15 protein-coding genes and 4 riboswitches are annotated in these 17,274 nt (G+C 35.3%); of the genes, 4 read left to right on the top strand and 11 right to left on the bottom strand.

Annotated features, from left to right (window positions below):
* Positions 1–87: 87 nt before the first annotated feature.
* A riboswitch (Fluoride riboswitch) is annotated at positions 88–147 on the bottom strand.
* A gap of 90 nt (positions 148–237) precedes the next feature.
* The 5 genes from THEXY_RS03100 to THEXY_RS03080 form a co-directional block, all read right to left on the bottom strand.
* Positions 238–1,734 carry a MutS-related protein gene (locus THEXY_RS03100; RefSeq protein ID WP_013787395.1) on the bottom strand — a complete coding sequence of 499 codons (1,497 nt, stop codon included), beginning with the start codon at positions 1,732–1,734 and terminating at the stop codon, positions 238–240.
* Positions 1,731–3,266: a MutS-related protein gene (locus THEXY_RS03095; RefSeq protein WP_013787394.1), complete on the bottom strand. Its 1,536-nt coding sequence runs from the start codon at positions 3,264–3,266 to the stop codon at positions 1,731–1,733. The genes THEXY_RS03100 and THEXY_RS03095 overlap by 4 nt, the downstream gene beginning before the upstream one ends.
* 63 nt (positions 3,267–3,329) lie before the next feature.
* Positions 3,330–3,393, bottom strand: a riboswitch (Fluoride riboswitch).
* A gap of 70 nt (positions 3,394–3,463) precedes the next feature.
* A complete protein-coding gene (cysK, locus tag THEXY_RS03090) occupies positions 3,464–4,396 on the bottom strand; it encodes a cysteine synthase A (RefSeq protein ID WP_013787393.1) in 933 nt (310 codons plus the stop codon).
* Between the two features lie 150 nt (positions 4,397–4,546).
* A complete protein-coding gene (locus THEXY_RS03085) occupies positions 4,547–4,771 on the bottom strand; it encodes a copper ion binding protein (RefSeq protein ID WP_013787392.1) in 225 nt (74 codons plus the stop codon).
* 81 nt (positions 4,772–4,852) lie between these two features.
* Positions 4,853–6,010: a geranylgeranyl reductase family protein gene (locus THEXY_RS03080; RefSeq protein WP_013787391.1), complete on the bottom strand. Its 1,158-nt coding sequence runs from the start codon at positions 6,008–6,010 to the stop codon at positions 4,853–4,855.
* 188 nt (positions 6,011–6,198) lie between these two features.
* Positions 6,199–6,306, top strand: a riboswitch (SAM riboswitch).
* Between the two features lie 63 nt (positions 6,307–6,369).
* On the opposite strand from THEXY_RS03080, the gene metA reads away from it, so the two are divergent.
* A complete protein-coding gene (gene metA, locus THEXY_RS03075; RefSeq protein ID WP_013787390.1) occupies positions 6,370–7,287 on the top strand; it encodes a homoserine O-acetyltransferase MetA in 918 nt (305 codons plus the stop codon).
* 144 nt (positions 7,288–7,431) lie between these two features.
* Complete coding sequence (locus THEXY_RS03070; RefSeq protein ID WP_013787389.1) at positions 7,432–8,784, top strand: APC family permease; 1,353 nt, start codon at positions 7,432–7,434, stop codon at positions 8,782–8,784.
* Between the two features lie 36 nt (positions 8,785–8,820).
* On the opposite strand, the gene THEXY_RS03065 is transcribed toward THEXY_RS03070, so the two are convergent.
* From THEXY_RS03065 to THEXY_RS03040, 6 genes are all read right to left on the bottom strand, one after another.
* Positions 8,821–10,728 (bottom strand): acyltransferase family protein, encoded by a 1,908-nt coding sequence (locus THEXY_RS03065; RefSeq protein ID WP_013787388.1) that lies wholly within the window; start codon positions 10,726–10,728, stop codon positions 8,821–8,823.
* 213 nt (positions 10,729–10,941) lie between these two features.
* Entirely contained in the window at positions 10,942–11,688 is a 747-nt protein-coding gene (locus THEXY_RS03060) for a cysteine hydrolase family protein (RefSeq protein WP_013787387.1), read from the bottom strand.
* 40 nt (positions 11,689–11,728) lie between these two features.
* Entirely contained in the window at positions 11,729–12,151 is a 423-nt protein-coding gene (locus THEXY_RS03055; protein WP_013787386.1) for a PaaI family thioesterase, read from the bottom strand.
* Between the two features lie 25 nt (positions 12,152–12,176).
* The gene (locus tag THEXY_RS03050; protein ID WP_013787385.1) at positions 12,177–12,743 is read right to left on the bottom strand and encodes a sigma-70 family RNA polymerase sigma factor; all 567 of its coding nucleotides are present in this window, start codon (positions 12,741–12,743) and stop codon (positions 12,177–12,179) included.
* Between the two features lie 264 nt (positions 12,744–13,007).
* Positions 13,008–13,697 carry a C40 family peptidase gene (locus tag THEXY_RS03045; protein WP_041592062.1) on the bottom strand — a complete coding sequence of 230 codons (690 nt, stop codon included), beginning with the start codon at positions 13,695–13,697 and terminating at the stop codon, positions 13,008–13,010.
* Positions 13,694–13,811, bottom strand: a riboswitch (cyclic di-AMP (ydaO/yuaA leader). (Overlaps the previous gene by 4 nt.)
* A gap of 92 nt (positions 13,812–13,903) precedes the next feature.
* Positions 13,904–15,127 (bottom strand): IS110 family RNA-guided transposase, encoded by a 1,224-nt coding sequence (locus tag THEXY_RS03040; RefSeq protein WP_013787383.1) that lies wholly within the window; start codon positions 15,125–15,127, stop codon positions 13,904–13,906.
* A 407-nt stretch (positions 15,128–15,534) separates the two neighbouring features.
* On the opposite strand from THEXY_RS03040, the gene ku reads away from it, so the two are divergent.
* Complete coding sequence (gene ku / locus THEXY_RS03035; RefSeq protein ID WP_013787382.1) at positions 15,535–16,344, top strand: non-homologous end joining protein Ku; 810 nt, start codon at positions 15,535–15,537, stop codon at positions 16,342–16,344.
* A 2-nt stretch (positions 16,345–16,346) separates the two neighbouring features.
* Positions 16,347–17,270 (top strand): ATP-dependent DNA ligase, encoded by a 924-nt coding sequence (locus THEXY_RS03030; protein WP_013787381.1) that lies wholly within the window; start codon positions 16,347–16,349, stop codon positions 17,268–17,270.
* Positions 17,271–17,274: the final 4 nt, after the last annotated feature.

The following is a 17,274-nucleotide window of genomic DNA, read 5'->3' as shown; positions in this document are numbered from 1 at the left end:
GCGAGCTCCATCGCTGAACATTTCAAAATATTACACTTTTCTTAATATCACCCCCTATAAAAGAAAATAGTTCCTACTGGTTTTTTAAACCACGTAGGAACTATTAGCCTTATGGCAGTTTGAGTGAGTTCCATCACCTTTATGCATCTGTTAATACAATTATACCTAAAATATTAAAACTTTTCAATATAATAGTAAAAATAAAAATCTCAATCTCTCCATCAAATTTTAATCAAATCAAGAATTTTTAAATATCTTCTTGTACAAATCTTCTCCATAGCTAGTCTTTAGCGGTTCACCCTCAACTAATTTAAAAGATCTTTCACCATTAGGTTTTCTTTCGGCTCTTAAAAAAATCGCATTGTCCATTTTTTTATCGTACAAGCTGCGTGATAATTCATAAAGATGAGTGACAAAAAATATCTTTACTTTAACTTCCAGTAATGCACTTATTATCTGTCTTGAAATCTCTGAGCCTTCCCTTTCATTTGTAGCTGCAAATGATTCATTAAAAAGTATCATGGAATTTTGCTTTATATTATCAACAATATCACTCATCCTGCTTAATTCTTCGTCTAATTTACCGCTGTTCATTTCTTCATCTTCTTCTCTTTTAAAATGTGTAAATAATCCAATACATATATTTGATGAAAATTTCTCTGCTCCCACAAACATGCCAGACTGCATCATTAACTGCGCCAGGCCAATGCTTCTTAAAAATGTCGTTTTTCCCCCTTGGTTAGCACCTGTTATGACGAAAAGATCTTTTCTGTCAGCATTCAAATCATTTGACACTACTTTCTTTTTCATCGTCAGAGACAAGCTTATATCATATAAACCCGAATAAGAGTGTCTTCTATTCTCTGCAGATAAAGGCACAGGAAAGCATATAGGTTCACCTATTTTAGTAAGTTCTTCATACAGATTAATGCATCCTACATAAAAGGCTAATTCTGTTTTAAGCATTTTAAAAAAGCCATTAATGTGATCTGCAGACTGCGCTAAAGCATTTGCTGCAAGATTTATGCCTCTATCTTTTAATTCTGATAAAGCCTTCATGCCACTTTCATCCCGATCGGCAATGTAAAAAGTAAAAGCCGAAGCCTTTTTGGAAAAAATCTTTTCAATTAAACTCTGTTTGATTTCATTAGGCCTTCTGAGAATGTAATTAATCCCTTTATTACCTTTTCCCAATTCCGCACTTATCAATACTCCATTTTCAAATTTCAATTCTTTTAAATGTGTTTTTACAGTTTCAATGTACTCATCATTTAATTCTTTTTGTAGCATTGAAAATAATGATTTAAAACCTTCTGATTCAAATTTGTGAAAATGTTCTTCCGCAATCTTTCTCAATTTAATAAGCATATCAACATACATGTACATAAGCTCAATTGAGCTATGCAAAATTGACGATGGATAGCTGCTAAAAATGCTCCAAAAATTTTTTTTCTCATTTTCCAATGTTTCTACCGCAATGTCATAAATGCTTCTTATTATAGAGGGATATTTTAGACAATCTTTGAGAATATCCTGACGATAAATTATCTCATTTACATCATTTATACTTGTTAGAATGACTTTATAAGCTACATCGTACAAAAACTCATCACCTTGTGCCATAGCATCAAAAACCGCATTCAATCCCAAATCCTGTACCAATATTTGTTCATTCCATGGCAATTCCTGTTTCATATCAAAATCGCGATTTTTGTACAGCAAAAATGTCTTCATCTGTTTACACGCTCCTTAATATGCTCATAGGTAAGTCTGTATTTTTCCGCAATTGTAATGGCATAAGACAAACCATCAGCAGGCTTTCTTACAACCTTATAGGTTCTAAGCGATGGATTATCAGGTACGACCGTACTAACTACACTTACAGTCTTTTCGTTATAAGTGGATAATTCATCTATAAATGTAACCCAAACACAAAGCAAATCCAGATCTATAATTCTATCCATTACCTTTTTGCTGAGAAAAATAGCATCTTCCAGAGTAGTAGAAGTAAATATTTCATTCAGTATAACAATGCTATCTGACGTAGCTTTTGAGAGAATATCATAAATCCTAATCAATTCATCTTCTAATTTTCCGTGGAGTTCATTTACATTTTCTTCTCTTTCAAAGTGTGTAAAGATATTGTCATATAAAAATAGCCGCGCTTTATATCCTGGAACAGGGCATCCAATGCTGGCAAGATAATGAACTTGTCCAAATGTCCTGGCAAATGTCGTTTTACCACCTTGATTAGGCCCAGATACAACAAAGATTCTCTCATTGCCACTTAAGTAAAAATCGTTTGTGACGACTGTCGATTTATTAGAAATAAGTTTATTAGCTAATGCCAAATCAAAGCACCCATAGTCAAAAACTTCTTTTGATTGGCTTTCAACCTGTGGATAACAAAATTTCAATCCTACATCTTTAAACTTTGAAATAAATTCCAAATATGACATGTAAAACTGTACCTCACGTTCAAATGTACCGATTTTATCATCTATAAAATGGCTATTTTTAATGCAGTAATCATCAAGCTCCTCAAATATTTTTTTATAAAGTTGGGCTACCAAATCTAAAATTTTTGCTTCCACGTGATTCATATCATCGTACTCTGAAAACTTCTTCCTATAATCTTTTACCTCTCCTTCTTTAAACTTTTTAAAGGTTTCTTCCACAATGTTACTATAATTTATCTCTGATTCGTATTTGCTTACTTTTATACTGTTTCCTCTTATGAGTATGCTGTACTTTACAGATGATAAGTCCTCTTCAAGTTTTTTTGTCGCTTCATTCAAAGATACAAAAGAATTACTATTAACATAATTTAAAATGTATTCTCGAAATGCAATAAAGCCAGTAGAATTTAAATCTATATGTGTTAAATCATTAGCAAAAGAAACTACAGCATCAACATATAAATTAACTGCATCTAAAAACCATCTTTCCTTTTGATATTTATAATAAATCTTATCAATCTTTTTTAAAGCTTCCCTCATATGCTGAAATTTTTCAGAAAAAGATTTTACAGACATAAAAAGCGAATTGTTTTCTAATTCTTTCATTATTTCTTGGCGATATACGATTGTTTCTTTGTTAATAGGCGATTTATAAAAAAACGGTTTAAGGTTATATTCGTTTCTACCGAATGTTATTGCATCTATTATTTGATCAATGTTCAAATCTTTAAAAAATACTGGTTCATTTAATAAATCAACGTTTGTAATATCTTCAGCATTTATAAACAATATACTTTGAAACGCCATTTGTTACACCTCCTGAACTAATTAAAGTAGCAAAATAATATAAAAAGCCGATAGCTATCTACATTATTTGTAGAAGCCATCAGCTTTTCAGCAAATTAAATGAGGGAGCTTCATCCTCTTCTTTTATTGTCAAGTATATTATATCATTTTATTCATCAATATGGAAGAACTTTTTTGATCAATATACTATCCTTTCATTAATCTTGATACAGTGTTGTTGACAGGTATCTTTCACCTGTATCGGGAAGCAATACGACTATCGTCTTGCCTTTATTTTCTGGCCTCTTTGCAATCTGAGTCGCTGCAAATGCGGCTGCACCTGATGATATTCCAACTAATAATCCTTCAGATTTTGCCAATGCTCTTGACGTCTCAAATGCCTCATTATTCTTAACCTGGTATATCTCATCAATGATTTCTCTATTCAAGACATCAGGTACAAATCCCGCGCCTATACCTTGTATCTTATGTGGACCAGGTCTTCCACCAGATAGAACTGGAGAATCAGCAGGCTCAACTGCTACAATCTTTACATCAGGTTTCCTTGATTTTAAAACCTCACCAACGCCTGTAATTGTCCCACCTGTGCCAATGCCTGCAACAAATATATCCACATTGCCATCAGTGTCTCTCCATATTTCTTCTGCTGTTGTCTTTCTATGTATTTCTGGATTGACAGGGTTTTTGAACTGTTGCGGTATAAATGCATTTCCGTACTGCTTTGCCAGCTCCTCAGCCTTTTTTACAGCTCCAGACATGCCTTCCGCCCCTGGAGTCAAAACTATTTCAGCACCAAGCGCTTTAAGCAAATTTCTTCTTTCAATGCTCATAGTCTCAGGCATAGTCAATATTAATCTGTATTTCTTAGCCGCTGCAACAAAAGCCAGCGCTATTCCTGTATTGCCACTGGTTGGCTCAATAATAACAGTGTCTTTGTTTATAAGCCCCTTTTCTTCTGCATCTTTAATCATAGCATATCCGATTCTGTCCTTTACGCTGCTTAATGGATTAAAGTACTCTAATTTTGCTATAAGCCTTGCTTCAAGATTATTTTCTTTATTGTAGTTTGATAATTCCAATAGCGGCGTATTGCCTATTAAATCCGTAAGGTTTTTTGCAATCTTTGCCATTATATCCTCTCCTTTAAATTATACTATTCCGATTGGATTTTATGTAATAATTATATAGCAAAAAAAGCCTTTTGTAAATAACATTTTTAAACTTATTATACATTAAATATAAAAAATAACCGCATTAGCGGTTAAGCATAAATAAAAATATTAAGCTTCATATCCTGCGTCAATAATCGCTTTTTTCATGTCATCTATAGTAACTTTTTTAGGATCGTATGTTACAGTTGCATTGGCCTTATCCAAGTCTACTGTCGCTTTTGACACTCCATCAAGACCTTTTAATGCTTTCTCTACAGTCATTTTGCAATGGTTGCATGACATGCCTCTCACATCAATCGTTGTAGTCTCACCTTTTGAACCAAACAAACCCATATTTAAATTCTCCTTTCATATACTCATAAGGGGTATCACCTATAAATAGTTTAATTTAACTACAGTTTAAAGTCAATTACTTCATGACACGTTTTTTTCTACTTTAATTTTCGTCTTAGAAGTCATTACCCGCAGTGAATACATTGGAACTTTTAATTTAAAATTCTTATATGTATTATCACCCATCATTATATCTACAAAGTATGATAGCACATTAGGAAAATATCTTACTGATTTTTCTATGAAATCCATGTTATTGTAAGTAAATTGCGCTAATCTATATGCCCAACCAACATCTGGCACAACTTCTCTATTGAGTCTAATAGTGTATTCATCCAATCCACATTCTCCACTGAAATGCTTTTTTAGAACATCAAATGATATGTCTGCAGTAAGCAAAGCATTGTATATTCCTTCGCCTGTAAATGGATCAGCAAGCCTTGTAGCATCTCCAATCAATATTATTTTATCGTTGTTAAATACACCATCGCTCCCATCAGGAAACGACAACTGATGCCCGTAAATTTTGCAGTCTTTTATATTTCCGTCCACATTTTCCTCTATCATTTTAGATAGCATTTCTTTTATGTCTGAAACTTTGTTTAAAAAAGTCCCGACACCAATAGACAATCTGTCACCTTTGGGGAATACCCATCCATACCCATATCTTATTGCATTGAAATCTACCACAACTTTCCCTTTTAATCCATCGATTAAGCTATTATCCACGTATACTTCACCTTCAAGTGCTATGCCTTTTTTGCCATTTATTAAGTTTGCTTTATGTGCCACATTGCTGTTTATTCCATCTGCACCTACTAAAACCTTTGTCTCATATTCACCCCTGTCTGTCACAACGACAAGTCCCTTATCATGCTGATAAAAGTCATAAAATAATTCACCATCATATATTTCACACCCATGATAAGCTGCTTTATCTATTAAATATTTATCAAATTTAGTCCTATCTACTTGGTATATTATGGGCTCACCAGTCTGCAAAGCTATTGTTCTATCATTAGGAAATCTAAAAATGATTTCATTTGTAATATCTTCTACGCATTGGCTTATATCAATATCTAATAATTTGTAACACCTTTTAGTTATTCCGCCACCGCAGGCTTTGTACCTCGGAAAAACATGCTTTTCTATCAACAATACCTTATATCCTTCTTTAGACAGCTTTCTTCCTAATGTAGATCCTGCAGGTCCTCCACCAACAATAATTACATCATACATTTCTTTCACCTCTAAATTCAATTATAATTGCAAAACATACTAAATAAAAGCCACAAATTGGATTATTTTAAGCTATTCATAAACAAACAATTGTCAATATAAGAATTAGCGAAAAGTGTCCTTCATATTATTGACATCAAACTTCAATAAATATATAATTATTTTAACAATTTAATATCGTAAATCAAAACTCATCAAGAGTGGTGGAGGGACTGGCCCTGTGAAACCCGGCAACCGTCATATTTTATGAAAATGGTGCTAATTCCTGCAAAGCTTATAGCTTTGGGAGATGAGTAGATGTGATTATCTACGCCTCATCTCTGAGGTGTTTTATTTTTTACATTGAAGGAGGTTTGCAAATGCCCATCAATATACCAAATGGTCTACCTGCCATCGATATTTTAGCTAAAGAAAATATATTCGTAATGGCTGAAGAAAGGGCAATTCATCAAGATATTCGCCCTCTTAAGATCGCCATCTTAAACTTGATGCCTACAAAAAGTGTGACAGAAACACAGCTATTAAGGCTACTTAGCAACAATCCACTGCAAATTGATCTAAAATTTCTCTATGCAGCATCACACAAATCTAAAAACACTGCGCCAGAGTATTTAGAAGCTTTTTACAAAACATTTGATGACGTAAAACATGAAAAATTTGACGGTCTCATAATAACCGGAGCACCAGTGGAAACTTTGGACTTTTCAGATGTTGATTATTGGCATGAGCTTGAAGAAATAATGGAATGGAGCAAGCACAATGTATTTTCCACTTTTCATATTTGCTGGGGTGCTCAAGCAGGTCTATATTATCACTATGGCATTCCTAAATATCCTCTGAAAGAGAAAATGTTTGGCGTATTTTTGCATAGAGTATCTAAGAAAAATGTCGACTTATTAAGGGGATTTGACGACGAATTTTATGCACCCCATTCAAGATATACGGAAGTCAGAAAAGAAGATATAGAGCTTGTAGATGACCTTGAAATACTTTCTGAATCCGACGAAGCAGGCGTATACATAGTAGCTTCAAAATCAGGCAGACAGATATTTGTGACAGGTCACTCTGAATATGATCCTTTGACGCTAAAATCCGAATACGAAAGGGATTTAAAAAAAGGCATTCCTATAAAAATACCAAAAAACTATTTCCCAGGAGATGACCCTAATAATGAGCCAATTGTGAAATGGAGAAGTCATGCAAATCTATTGTTTTCTAACTGGTTAAATTACTATGTATACCAAAAAACACCATACGATGTGAATTCAATTGAATAAATATTATTTATGCGGGTTATAAAGCTCGATTTTATATCCTGCATTTTTTATATCATTTTTGCAAAATTATTCATTGACTTTTTCACTTTCCTGTGCTAATTTAATTATGCTATTTCAAAAACTTATAGAAAGGAATTGTACTATATGGACAAAACACAAAAGCTTAAAAAAGACATTGGCCTATTTATCGCCACAGCACTTGTAACAGGTAACATGATGGGTTCCGGCATATTCATGCTTCCTGCTACACTTGCATCTAAATCAGGTCCCGGCGCAACAATACTGGCATGGCTTGTTACAGGCATTGGATCAATATTGCTGGCATTGTCATTTGCAAATTTAGGTTCAAGAATTCCAAAAGCTGGTGGCCCGTATGAATACTCAAAATTAGCTTTTGGAGACTTTATAGGTTTCATCAATGCGTGGTTATACTGGAATGGTTCATGGATCGGAAACGCTGCCGTCGTTATCGCAGTTGCCAGTTACTCAAGCGCCTTATTCCCGATTTTATCACAAAGTCATTTAGCCGCTTTTATATACACTAGTGCTATATTATGGATTTTTACAATAATTAACATTATAGGTGTAAAAAGAGCTGGCTCAACTCAAACAACTATAACTGTTTTTGAAGTATGTCTTTTTTTGTTCTTCATAATCGTATCAGCAGTACATTTCAAGTCAAGCAATGTGATGCCATTATTTCCTGCAGGAAAAGGCATGAATACTTTGTCTGCAGCAGCTACTTCAACACTATGGGCATTTATAGGACTTGAAACAGCCTCAATTACTGCTGAAGAAATCAAAAACCCTGAAAAAAACGTAAAGTTAAGCACCATATTCGGAATTTTGATCGCGGTAGTAATGTACTTAGCCATAAACCTCTCGGCAATGGGTGCAATACCGCAAAGCCAGCTTGCGAAAAGTGCTTCTCCAATAGCAGACATCCTCAAACAGTTCTTAGGGAAAAACATTGCGAATGTCATAATTGTAGGCTCTGTCGTAAGTGTGCTTGGCACAACCGTTGGATGGCTTTTATCTACAGCTCGTGTGGCTTATGCGGCAGGGAAAGATGGCCTGTTTCCAGAAGTTTTTTCAAAAGTACATCCTAAGTACAAGACTCCTCACGTATCATTGATTATAGGATCGGTACTTGTAAATCTTTTGTTGCTGATGAATTACACAAAATCTCTGGTTTCCGCGTTTAATTTTATAATACTGTTGGCAACTTTATCTTTCTTGCCCGTGTACGCTTTTACAGCCGCATCTGAAATGATACTTCTTATAAAAAGAGACAAAAACGTCAGCGTATTAGGCTTTATAAAGAATTCGATTGTTCCGCTTTTAGGCTTTGCATACGCCATGTGGACAATATACGGCTCTGGAGCCGAGACTGTCATGTACGGATTTATAATGCTTATGTGCGGCATACCCTTCTATATATACATGAAGTACAAAAATAGCTCAAAGCTAAACGAGATTCGAAAAGTCTTAGAATAATTACAGGCTGCAAAATGCAGCCTTTTTACATCATTTTTAGTTGTCTTCTTTTACCTCATTTGCTATAAGTGAAGCAAAATACTTCGCACCACTGGGCTCTAAGTGAACCGCATCAGGTGAAAAGAATGAATCATGTCCATAGCTGGCTTTATACCAATCAATTAAAGTAGTGTGTGGATATTCTGAAGACACTTTTGACAACGTCTCATTGACGATGCTTTCCCAAGGGCGTGGGACGCGGACATTTACCAATATTACGCGTTTTACAGGCTCTGCGCTCTTTAAAAACGATAAAAGCTGGTCTTCAGTGAAAGGCCCATTTGTCCCCAACTCAACTATCAATGTGTCTATTTTTCCTTTCGCTTTGAGGTTTTTCACGACATCTTTTGCTTGATACATTTGTCTTCCTACTTTGCCATCAATCGTGATTCCCGGCAGCATCTCTTCCAAGTAAGGCTTTGTATCTATCAATATCGAATCGCCTATTATGGTTATACCCTTTCCATCCTGTACAGGGCTAATTATAGAATCACTGTTATTTGATGCCGCTGAGCTGGGATTTCCGCCTTTATACGGATAGTACTTAACATCTCTCCTATTATCTGGCAGATTATCATTGTAGTCATGCACATCACTGCCTATATTGCTACTGCTTTCTATATAAGATGGTGAATCTGAAGCACCATTTGCAGAACCTGAATTTAACGAAACTGATGCGTTGGCCGGTATGATTCCACTCATACCGGCAATAAAAATGCCCATTAAACATACGGATAATGAAACTAAAGCAGATGTTTTAAGTGTAGGTAATATTTTCCCTTTTTTAAATCTTAATGATTTTAAGTCGTTTATGATTTTTTTAAGTGCGCCATGTCTTATTGGATCCTCTACGTATTTCCATGACAAAGCAGAAATAGCGATAATCATAAATACCTGTAGCAGCGCCCGAATAGGATTTAAGCCTTTTGTATCTACAGGCGGTGTCGTCAAAATAAGCACTGGAAAGTACCAAAGATATACTCCGTACGACCTTGCTCCCAACCATCTTAATGGAGCGCATCCTAATATTTTCCCTAAAAAGCTTTTAGGATGTGCTGACACAGCTACCACCACAGCAGTTATTGCAGATAGCAAATACATGCCACCTCTATATACAAAAGAATCGTATTGATTGACGTACATAAGCATAGCAAAAATCAAAGCTATTGCCAAAAATCCAATCACATCATAAATCAATACTTTTCTTTTAGCTTCATTGCTGGAAAATTTATTGCTGGGAAGAATCAATGCTAAAGCCGATCCTAAAAGAAGCCCAAAAGCCCTGGTATCAGTGCCATAATATACACGGCTGGGATCCATGCCTGGTGTGTACATTACGCCCATTACTAAAGCAGAAAGTACAGAAAGCAGCAAAGTGATAATAAAGATATACTTTTTCTTCTTTATATACTTAAATGCCGCAATCAATGCTAACGGCCAAATGAGGTAAAACTGTCCTTCAACAGCCAGTGACCATAGATTGCCAAACGTCGATTGTGGTCCAAACTTAGCAAAGTAAGATACTTTATGGAATATCAGCCACCAATTGTTGACATAAAGCAAACTTGTTATGGCATCACCTTTAATAGATGAAAGCCTTGAAGCATCGAAAAGCGTAACATAAGAAGCGACTACAATTACCATAATAAAAAGAGCTGGAAATAGCCTCAACATTCTGCGCTTCCAAAAATTTTTTAAATCAACTTTATTGTTTTTCTCCCACTCCGATGCAATTATATTTGTAATCAAGTATCCTGATAACACAAAAAATATGCTGACGCCAAAAAAACCACCCTGCAAAAAAGTCAGATTAAGATGATATCCAATGACAGCAAGCACAGCTAAAGCACGGAGTCCGTCAAGTCCTGCCATGTATCTTGCGTTTTCATTTAAAGGCTTTGGCACTGAAATCCCCTCCTAAGATCCCTCACAATAAAAAGCAATTTGTAACAAAATTCTTCATCAATCATCTCAAATAGCCATTTTTCTATAAATCCATTATATATTATCAATATTACAAGAGCATTACAACTGATAAATAAAATATAAATATCTTATAAATATTTATTAATAAAAAGAGCCCTTTATACGTTAAAGAGCTCTTTAAAACTTTTTATTTTATTCTTCCAGCAGTTCTTTGACAATATTTATGCCATTAAGCTTCATGTGGTATAGAAACATAGTATGTGTTAAGTCACCATCATGCGGGACTATTTTAAGCCTTTCCGCCGTCTTTACGCTTATATCGTAAGTCTCAACACAATTTTCAGGCACAATCACATTGGCACTTAAATTATTGGCGTTTGCAATCATCTTTATAGAAATCGCCGTCTGATACACACACAAATCAGTGCAATTGCCAACGATGATAAATGTAGATTTACCTCCTTTTAACATGGTGAATACCTTCTTCAAAAACTCATTTCCATCACCGTCTTCTCCGCCGAAAAACACGTTTAACGAATTTTTCTCGTACACATTTGGCTTGTCCTTAACCACCTCTAAAAGCTCCTCTACGATACGGCTTTCATCTGTTCCTTTGACACAATGCTCTGGATAATCAACAAATTCTGTTGCACCTTTCACATGGGCATCATTTACAAACATCACATTTTTTATGCCCATCCTGTATGAAGCTTTAATGAGGCTCTTTATATGCTCTATAATCCCTCCTATTCGAGGACTGGACAAAGCCCCACTTTTGCAAAAACCGTTTATCATATCAACGACGATAATCGACACATTGTCAGCACTCCCAGCATCTTTTATGACGGTGCTTAACTTCATGTCATCTAAATTGCTATAAAAATCAAACAAATAATTTAAAAAAGGTCTTGTATTGTACAAAAAACTATCAAAATTCATTTTCATGGCCTCCTTTCATCTTATTTTTATTGTATACCATTTAATCTATGCAGTAAAATGTCTCGCGGGAAGATCCCACAAGCTTGCCATCCTGATTGTATGCATCACATACTGCAACAGCAGTCGTCTTGCCCATGTGGATAATCTTCCCTATTGCCTTGATTCTGTCTTTGGCTTTTAAGGGCTTTATATAGTTTATATTCATCTCGAGAGTCACCATGTTTTTCCCCATCGTTTTCGCAGCAATCCCCATAGCCGTATCCATGAGAGAAAACAATACACCGCCGTGAGCAATCTCAAAGATATTTAGATGTTTCTCGGAAATCGTCATTTCCATCGTCACTTTACCACTGCCAAGCTCAGCAATCTCCATGCCGATTAGATTGTGAAACTGAGCTTTTTGATTCAGCTCGATTATTTCTTTGAATAATTCTTCATTTATGCCGAGATTTTTAGCTTCCAAGTATACATCATCCTTTCAAGCCGTTTTACATAATTATATCATTTTTTATCAAAAATCTTAATCTATCTAAAGCTCTGTCTTTAAGTTTAACAACGCTTTGATAGCCTACTCCCAATTCTTTTGATATTTCAACAAGTGTCTTCCTTTCGAAAAAGTAAAGCATTATTATGTTTTTCTGCTTTCCAGTAAGGCCATTCAAAGCTTCCTTTAAATCCTTTCTCATGATATCATTAAAAAATTTTTCTTCTGGCGTAAGTTCATCGCTCTCTATCAAATCGATGATCTCATTTTCCTCCTCATCTGCCTTTACATTCAAAGAGAGAAAAGATTTTTTCTTTCTGTAGGCATTTAAAAAGTAAAATTTAAGCTGCATACTGCTATATGCTATGAATTCCTTGCCTTTTTTCTCATCAAACTGATGGATAGCAGCAATAAGCACTTCTCTTCCGTCTTGAAGCATATCATCAAAACTGTCGTATGGAAACTTTTTTGCTAATTTTATCAAAAGAGGATTAAACTTTTTTAAAATCTCATAGACAGAATCCTTATCACCACTTTTAGCCTTAAAGCACAGTTCATTATAACTTATCATCTACTACACACCTCACATAAGTGAGGACCGGTCCCTTTCAGTGCAGCACTGTGTTTTAATTATATTAAACGAACAAACGTTTTGGTAATTGCGAGTTATAAAAAGTCAATGTAGAAAATTTATAATAATCAGTTATTTGTGCCATCACTTTTCAGCAAAACAAAGATTTCCATTTAAGACTTTATTGAATTTCTAAAAATAAAAGAGGCGCATATGTTAAATCAAAAACATATACGCCTCTATATAGATGCTCTCTTTTAAATTTTAATAATATCTTCTTGCGCCTATATAGTACGTCCTAAACCAACCGCTAAAATCTGCAATAGCAGCCTTATTAAGGGAATCGCTCATGTGTATTAAACGATTATCTCCTATGTATATACCTTCATGTGTAGGACCACCGCCTGATGTAGAGAAAAACAATATATCGCCTGGCTGAAGATCAGATAAGCTTACAGCTCTACCACCTGCATACTGGTCATACGTAGTTCTGCCGATGCTTTTTCCAGCTTGCCTAAACACGTATTGAACAAATCCAGAGCAATCAAAACCTGCAGGTGTAGTACCACCAAAAACATACGGTACTCCAAGATATCTTTCTGCAATACTTACTATGTCAAAATTTGATGGGCGCTCATAACCACCCCTTGATGAAACGCCAGTTACAGTCGTCCTATTTAATACTGCCTCTGTAGCTGGTCCTACAATTCCATCAGGAGATAGTCCATACCTTCTCTGCAGTGCGATCACTGCGCTTTTTGTCTTGCTGCCAAATATTCCGTCAATACCACCTGTGCTATAGCCAAGTCTGTTTAACGTTTGCTGCAGGCTAACCACCGCTTGTCCTTTTGAACCGTATTTCAAAAGCTCCATCGCAAATGCACTTGGCGCTTGCATAAGTGTTATTGACACTACCGCTGTTGCCACTATTTTTTTGTAATTCAACTCATTCATCCTCTCTTTATGCCTACGAGGTTAGTTGACGGGTTCGGTAAAGAGCAACCCTACCGCATACGCGGATTCACCCCAAAGATATCCCCCGCTCTTTCGATTAGGCATGTTTTATTTTACTATGAAAACTTATTATATAAGTAGCTAAAAAAGCGCAGACTTCCCCTCCAGCTTTAAAAATAGACTTTAAAGGGAATTAATGGTAATATTTATATTTGTTGTGTGGCAATTTCAGGTTCCCATCCTAATGCATATAGTTTTTTTAGGTAGGAATTAATCTTTCGCTCCTTGTTAAACTGATTATAATAATCTTCTCCAAGCTCTTTATACGGTTTATTTTCTTTAAGCATATGGTAAATGGCAATCAACATTGAGTGAGCTACTGCCACTATTGCACGGTTCTTTCCGCGTCTTACAACTAAACGTTGGTATTGTGCATAAAAGAATGTTCCTTCTTTTTTTACTGCAGATTTTGCACATTGAATTAAGGTGGTTTTTAATGTCTTATTCCCCTTCGTCGTTTTGCTGTTTCGTCGTTTGCCTGCACTTTCATTGTTGCCTGGGGAAAGCCCTGCCCAACTTGATATATGCGCATCACTCGGAAAGCGCTTCATTTCTAATCCAATTTCCGCTAGAATCGTTTCTGCACTTTGTATTCCTATGCCTGGAACTTCATCAATCTGTTTAATTGCTTTTTGATATTTGTCCAAGTAATTCGAAATTAGTTTATCCATATCTTCTATACGTCTACCCATATCATCTATATGGTCAATGATATTTTTAATTAATTGTTTCTGAAGGGGAGTAAGTACACCATCCACTGCTTTCATAATTTCAGGAATTTTTTTATGCATTGAACCGTGAAGCAATTCTTGAAGTTGTTCTTCATCTAATTTCTTGCCTTCTAAAAGAGCATTTAATATTCTCCTGGAGCTTTTGCCATTGATATCGGAAGTAAAGCTAGATAATTTGATATTAGCTCCTTCTAACATTTTTTGCAGTCGATTCAATTCACGTGCTCGTTCCTCAATTAGGCTTTTGCGATAGCGAGATGCTTCACGCAATTCTCTTTGCTCTCTATCAGGAACATAGCTAGCCTTGAGCAAACCATGCTGGAGAAGATCTGCAATCCATTCTGCGTCTTTTACATCTGTTTTCCGTCCAGGAACAGCTTTCATGTCTCTTGCATTTACTACTATAGCATCTAATCCGGAAAGCTCGAATATGTTGTATAATGGTTTCCAATAAGAAGCAGTGCTTTCCATAGCTATCATTTCACACTTTTCATTAAGTAGCCATGCAGTGAGCTCTCTTAATTCTGCTGTTGTTGTTCCGTACTCACGGATTTCCTGATCATTGCCATGTTTAAAGCAAGCAACTATCATTTTTTTGTGTACATCAATCCCACAACAACGCTCGTATAATCTATCCATAACCTTTCACCTCATAAAGGAAGATTTTACGGCGTGGCTCCCTTATATTTCCTTATTTTACTATGCGTCCTTTTGAACATTTTGTTCTGGACAGATGGTGGTACAAAAAGGAAGCCCGATCAGTTTATTTTACGGGTTTGAAAATCCCAAATAAAACTCGGTCTCTGTGCCGTATAATCTAATTATATCACGATTACTGCTGTCTAACGTGATAGTTTTCGTTTATCGTGATGCTGTCAAAGCATGATGTTTATTTTAATAAATTTAATAAAAAATTTATATTTTTAATAATTATTAATATTATATAGGCAAATTGTATCAAAGTCAACCACATTCCATAAATTACCTGAAGATTGTGAGTTTTTCATGGTTATACTAATTAATAAATATCGAAAGAAGGTGAAAAAATGCGCTCGATGTGGAAGGGTGCCATCAGCTTTGGCCTTGTCAGCATCCCCATAAAACTTTATGCAGCCACAGAAGACAACTCCATCCATTTTAGACAGCTTCACAAGGACTGCAAATCACCTATAAAATACGAGAAGATTTGCCCTGTGTGCAATAAAGAAGTTTCTGATGAAGAAATCGTAAAAGGCTATGAATATGAACCAGGAAAATTTGTCATCATAGATGAAGAAGACTTAGAGAGAATTCCAAAGTCAACAGTTAAAACGATAGATATTATCGATTTTACAGATTTAAGGCAAATAGATCCCATATATTTCGATAAGACATACTACATCGCACCAGATGAAATAGGTGCAAAACCATACGTACTTCTAAGAGATTCTATGAAGAAATTAAACCGTGTAGCAGTCGCGCGGGTAGTAATCCGCTCAAAGCAAGATTTAGCCTGCATAAGAGTTTTCAATGACAACTACATGGTTATGGAAACAATGCACTTTCCTGATGAAATAAGAAGTACAAATGAGCTTCCACCTATCCGCAATGTAGATCTTCACGAAAATGAGGTGAAAATGGCTATAAAACTTGTGGATACTCTGACATCTGATTTTTCCCCTGAAAAATATGATGACAACTACAGAAAAGCCCTGATCGAAATAATCGAGTCAAAAATTCAAGATAGAAAAATTGAAATACCTGAATCGCCAAAAGAAGAAAATGTCCTGGACCTTGTAAGCGCATTAAAAGCCAGCATCGAATCAGTAAAAGGAGAAAACATTGCAAAAAAATCAAAAAAGAAAAAAGGTGCATAAAGATGTCCCTGATGGATGAAAAAATTTCTCCTATGCTGGCTATATCGGGAAATGTATTTGACGATCCAAGTTGGGTGTATGAAATCAAATGGGATGGTTCGAGAACAATAGCATTTCTTTCATCTACTACAAAACTTCAAGACAGAAGGCTAGTAGATATAAGCCACCAATTCCCAGAACTTATGGAAGTAAATAAATGTCTAAAATCAAATGAAGCCATACTTGATGGCGAGCTAATCGTTCTAAAAGACAATAAACCAAGTTATAGAAACATAATGATGCGAAAACACCAACAAAACAAACTAAAAATAGAACTTTTAAGTAAATACAATCCCGCAATATTTATAACATGGGATGTAATATATGTTGATGGAAAAGAGCTATTAAACTACCCACTGATTAAGCGCAAAGAAATTTTAAGTAAAATCGTCAGTGAAGGCAATCTAATAAGGATATCTGATTATATATTTGGACAAGGCAAAACTTTATTTGCGGAAACTGGTAAAAAGCAACTGGAAGGAGTAATGGCTAAAAAGGCAGACTCAAAATATTACTTAGGGAAAAGAAGTAGTCTATGGCAAAAATTCAAACACCACATAATACTAAACGCTGTAATATTGGGGTATAAAATAGATAAAACAGCGTTAGTCTTGGGTCTTTACAACGAGGATGACAAACTTGTGCACATTGGAAATGTAGAATCTGGAATATCGCAAAAAGAATTATCATCATTCTTAGAAGTTGCCAACGATCTTAAGGTCAACCCTGAATTTTACGGTCTTGCCATTAACAACGTTCAATGGATAATGCCTTTTATTGTATGTAAGGTTAAATTCATGGAATGGTCAGAAAATTTCAAAATGAGAGCACCGTCTTTCTTAGAATTTGCCTTAGATGTGAAACCTACCGAATGCAGATTCATGTAAACCA

The organism is Thermoanaerobacterium xylanolyticum LX-11, from assembly GCF_000189775.2.
GTDB lineage: Bacteria > Bacillota > Thermoanaerobacteria > Thermoanaerobacterales > Thermoanaerobacteraceae > Thermoanaerobacterium > Thermoanaerobacterium thermosulfurigenes.
The sequence above is the reverse complement of the archived record's forward strand: the minus strand, read 5'-3'. Positions and strand labels throughout refer to the sequence as shown.

Coding starts and splice junctions, on each gene's coding strand:
- THEXY_RS03060 (WP_013787387.1), bottom strand. CDS start 11,688: ATGAATTTTGATAGTTTTTTGTACAATACAAGACCTTTTTTAAATTAT.
- THEXY_RS03045 (WP_041592062.1), bottom strand. CDS start 13,697: ATGAATGAGTTGAATTACAAAAAAATAGTGGCAACAGCGGTAGTGTCA.
- THEXY_RS03050 (WP_013787385.1), bottom strand. CDS start 12,743: ATGATAAGTTATAATGAACTGTGCTTTAAGGCTAAAAGTGGTGATAAG.
- THEXY_RS03095 (WP_013787394.1), bottom strand. CDS start 3,266: ATGGCGTTTCAAAGTATATTGTTTATAAATGCTGAAGATATTACAAAC.
- THEXY_RS03080 (WP_013787391.1), bottom strand. CDS start 6,010: ATGTATGATGTAATTATTGTTGGTGGAGGACCTGCAGGATCTACATTA.
- cysK (WP_013787393.1), bottom strand. CDS start 4,396: ATGGCAAAGATTGCAAAAAACCTTACGGATTTAATAGGCAATACGCCG.
- THEXY_RS03085 (WP_013787392.1), bottom strand. CDS start 4,771: ATGGGTTTGTTTGGTTCAAAAGGTGAGACTACAACGATTGATGTGAGA.
- THEXY_RS03040 (WP_013787383.1), bottom strand. CDS start 15,127: ATGGATAGATTATACGAGCGTTGTTGTGGGATTGATGTACACAAAAAA.
- THEXY_RS03100 (WP_013787395.1), bottom strand. CDS start 1,734: ATGAAGACATTTTTGCTGTACAAAAATCGCGATTTTGATATGAAACAG.
- metA (WP_013787390.1), top strand. CDS start 6,370: ATGCCCATCAATATACCAAATGGTCTACCTGCCATCGATATTTTAGCT.
- THEXY_RS03030 (WP_013787381.1), top strand. CDS start 16,347: ATGTCCCTGATGGATGAAAAAATTTCTCCTATGCTGGCTATATCGGGA.
- THEXY_RS03070 (WP_013787389.1), top strand. CDS start 7,432: ATGGACAAAACACAAAAGCTTAAAAAAGACATTGGCCTATTTATCGCC.
- ku (WP_013787382.1), top strand. CDS start 15,535: ATGCGCTCGATGTGGAAGGGTGCCATCAGCTTTGGCCTTGTCAGCATC.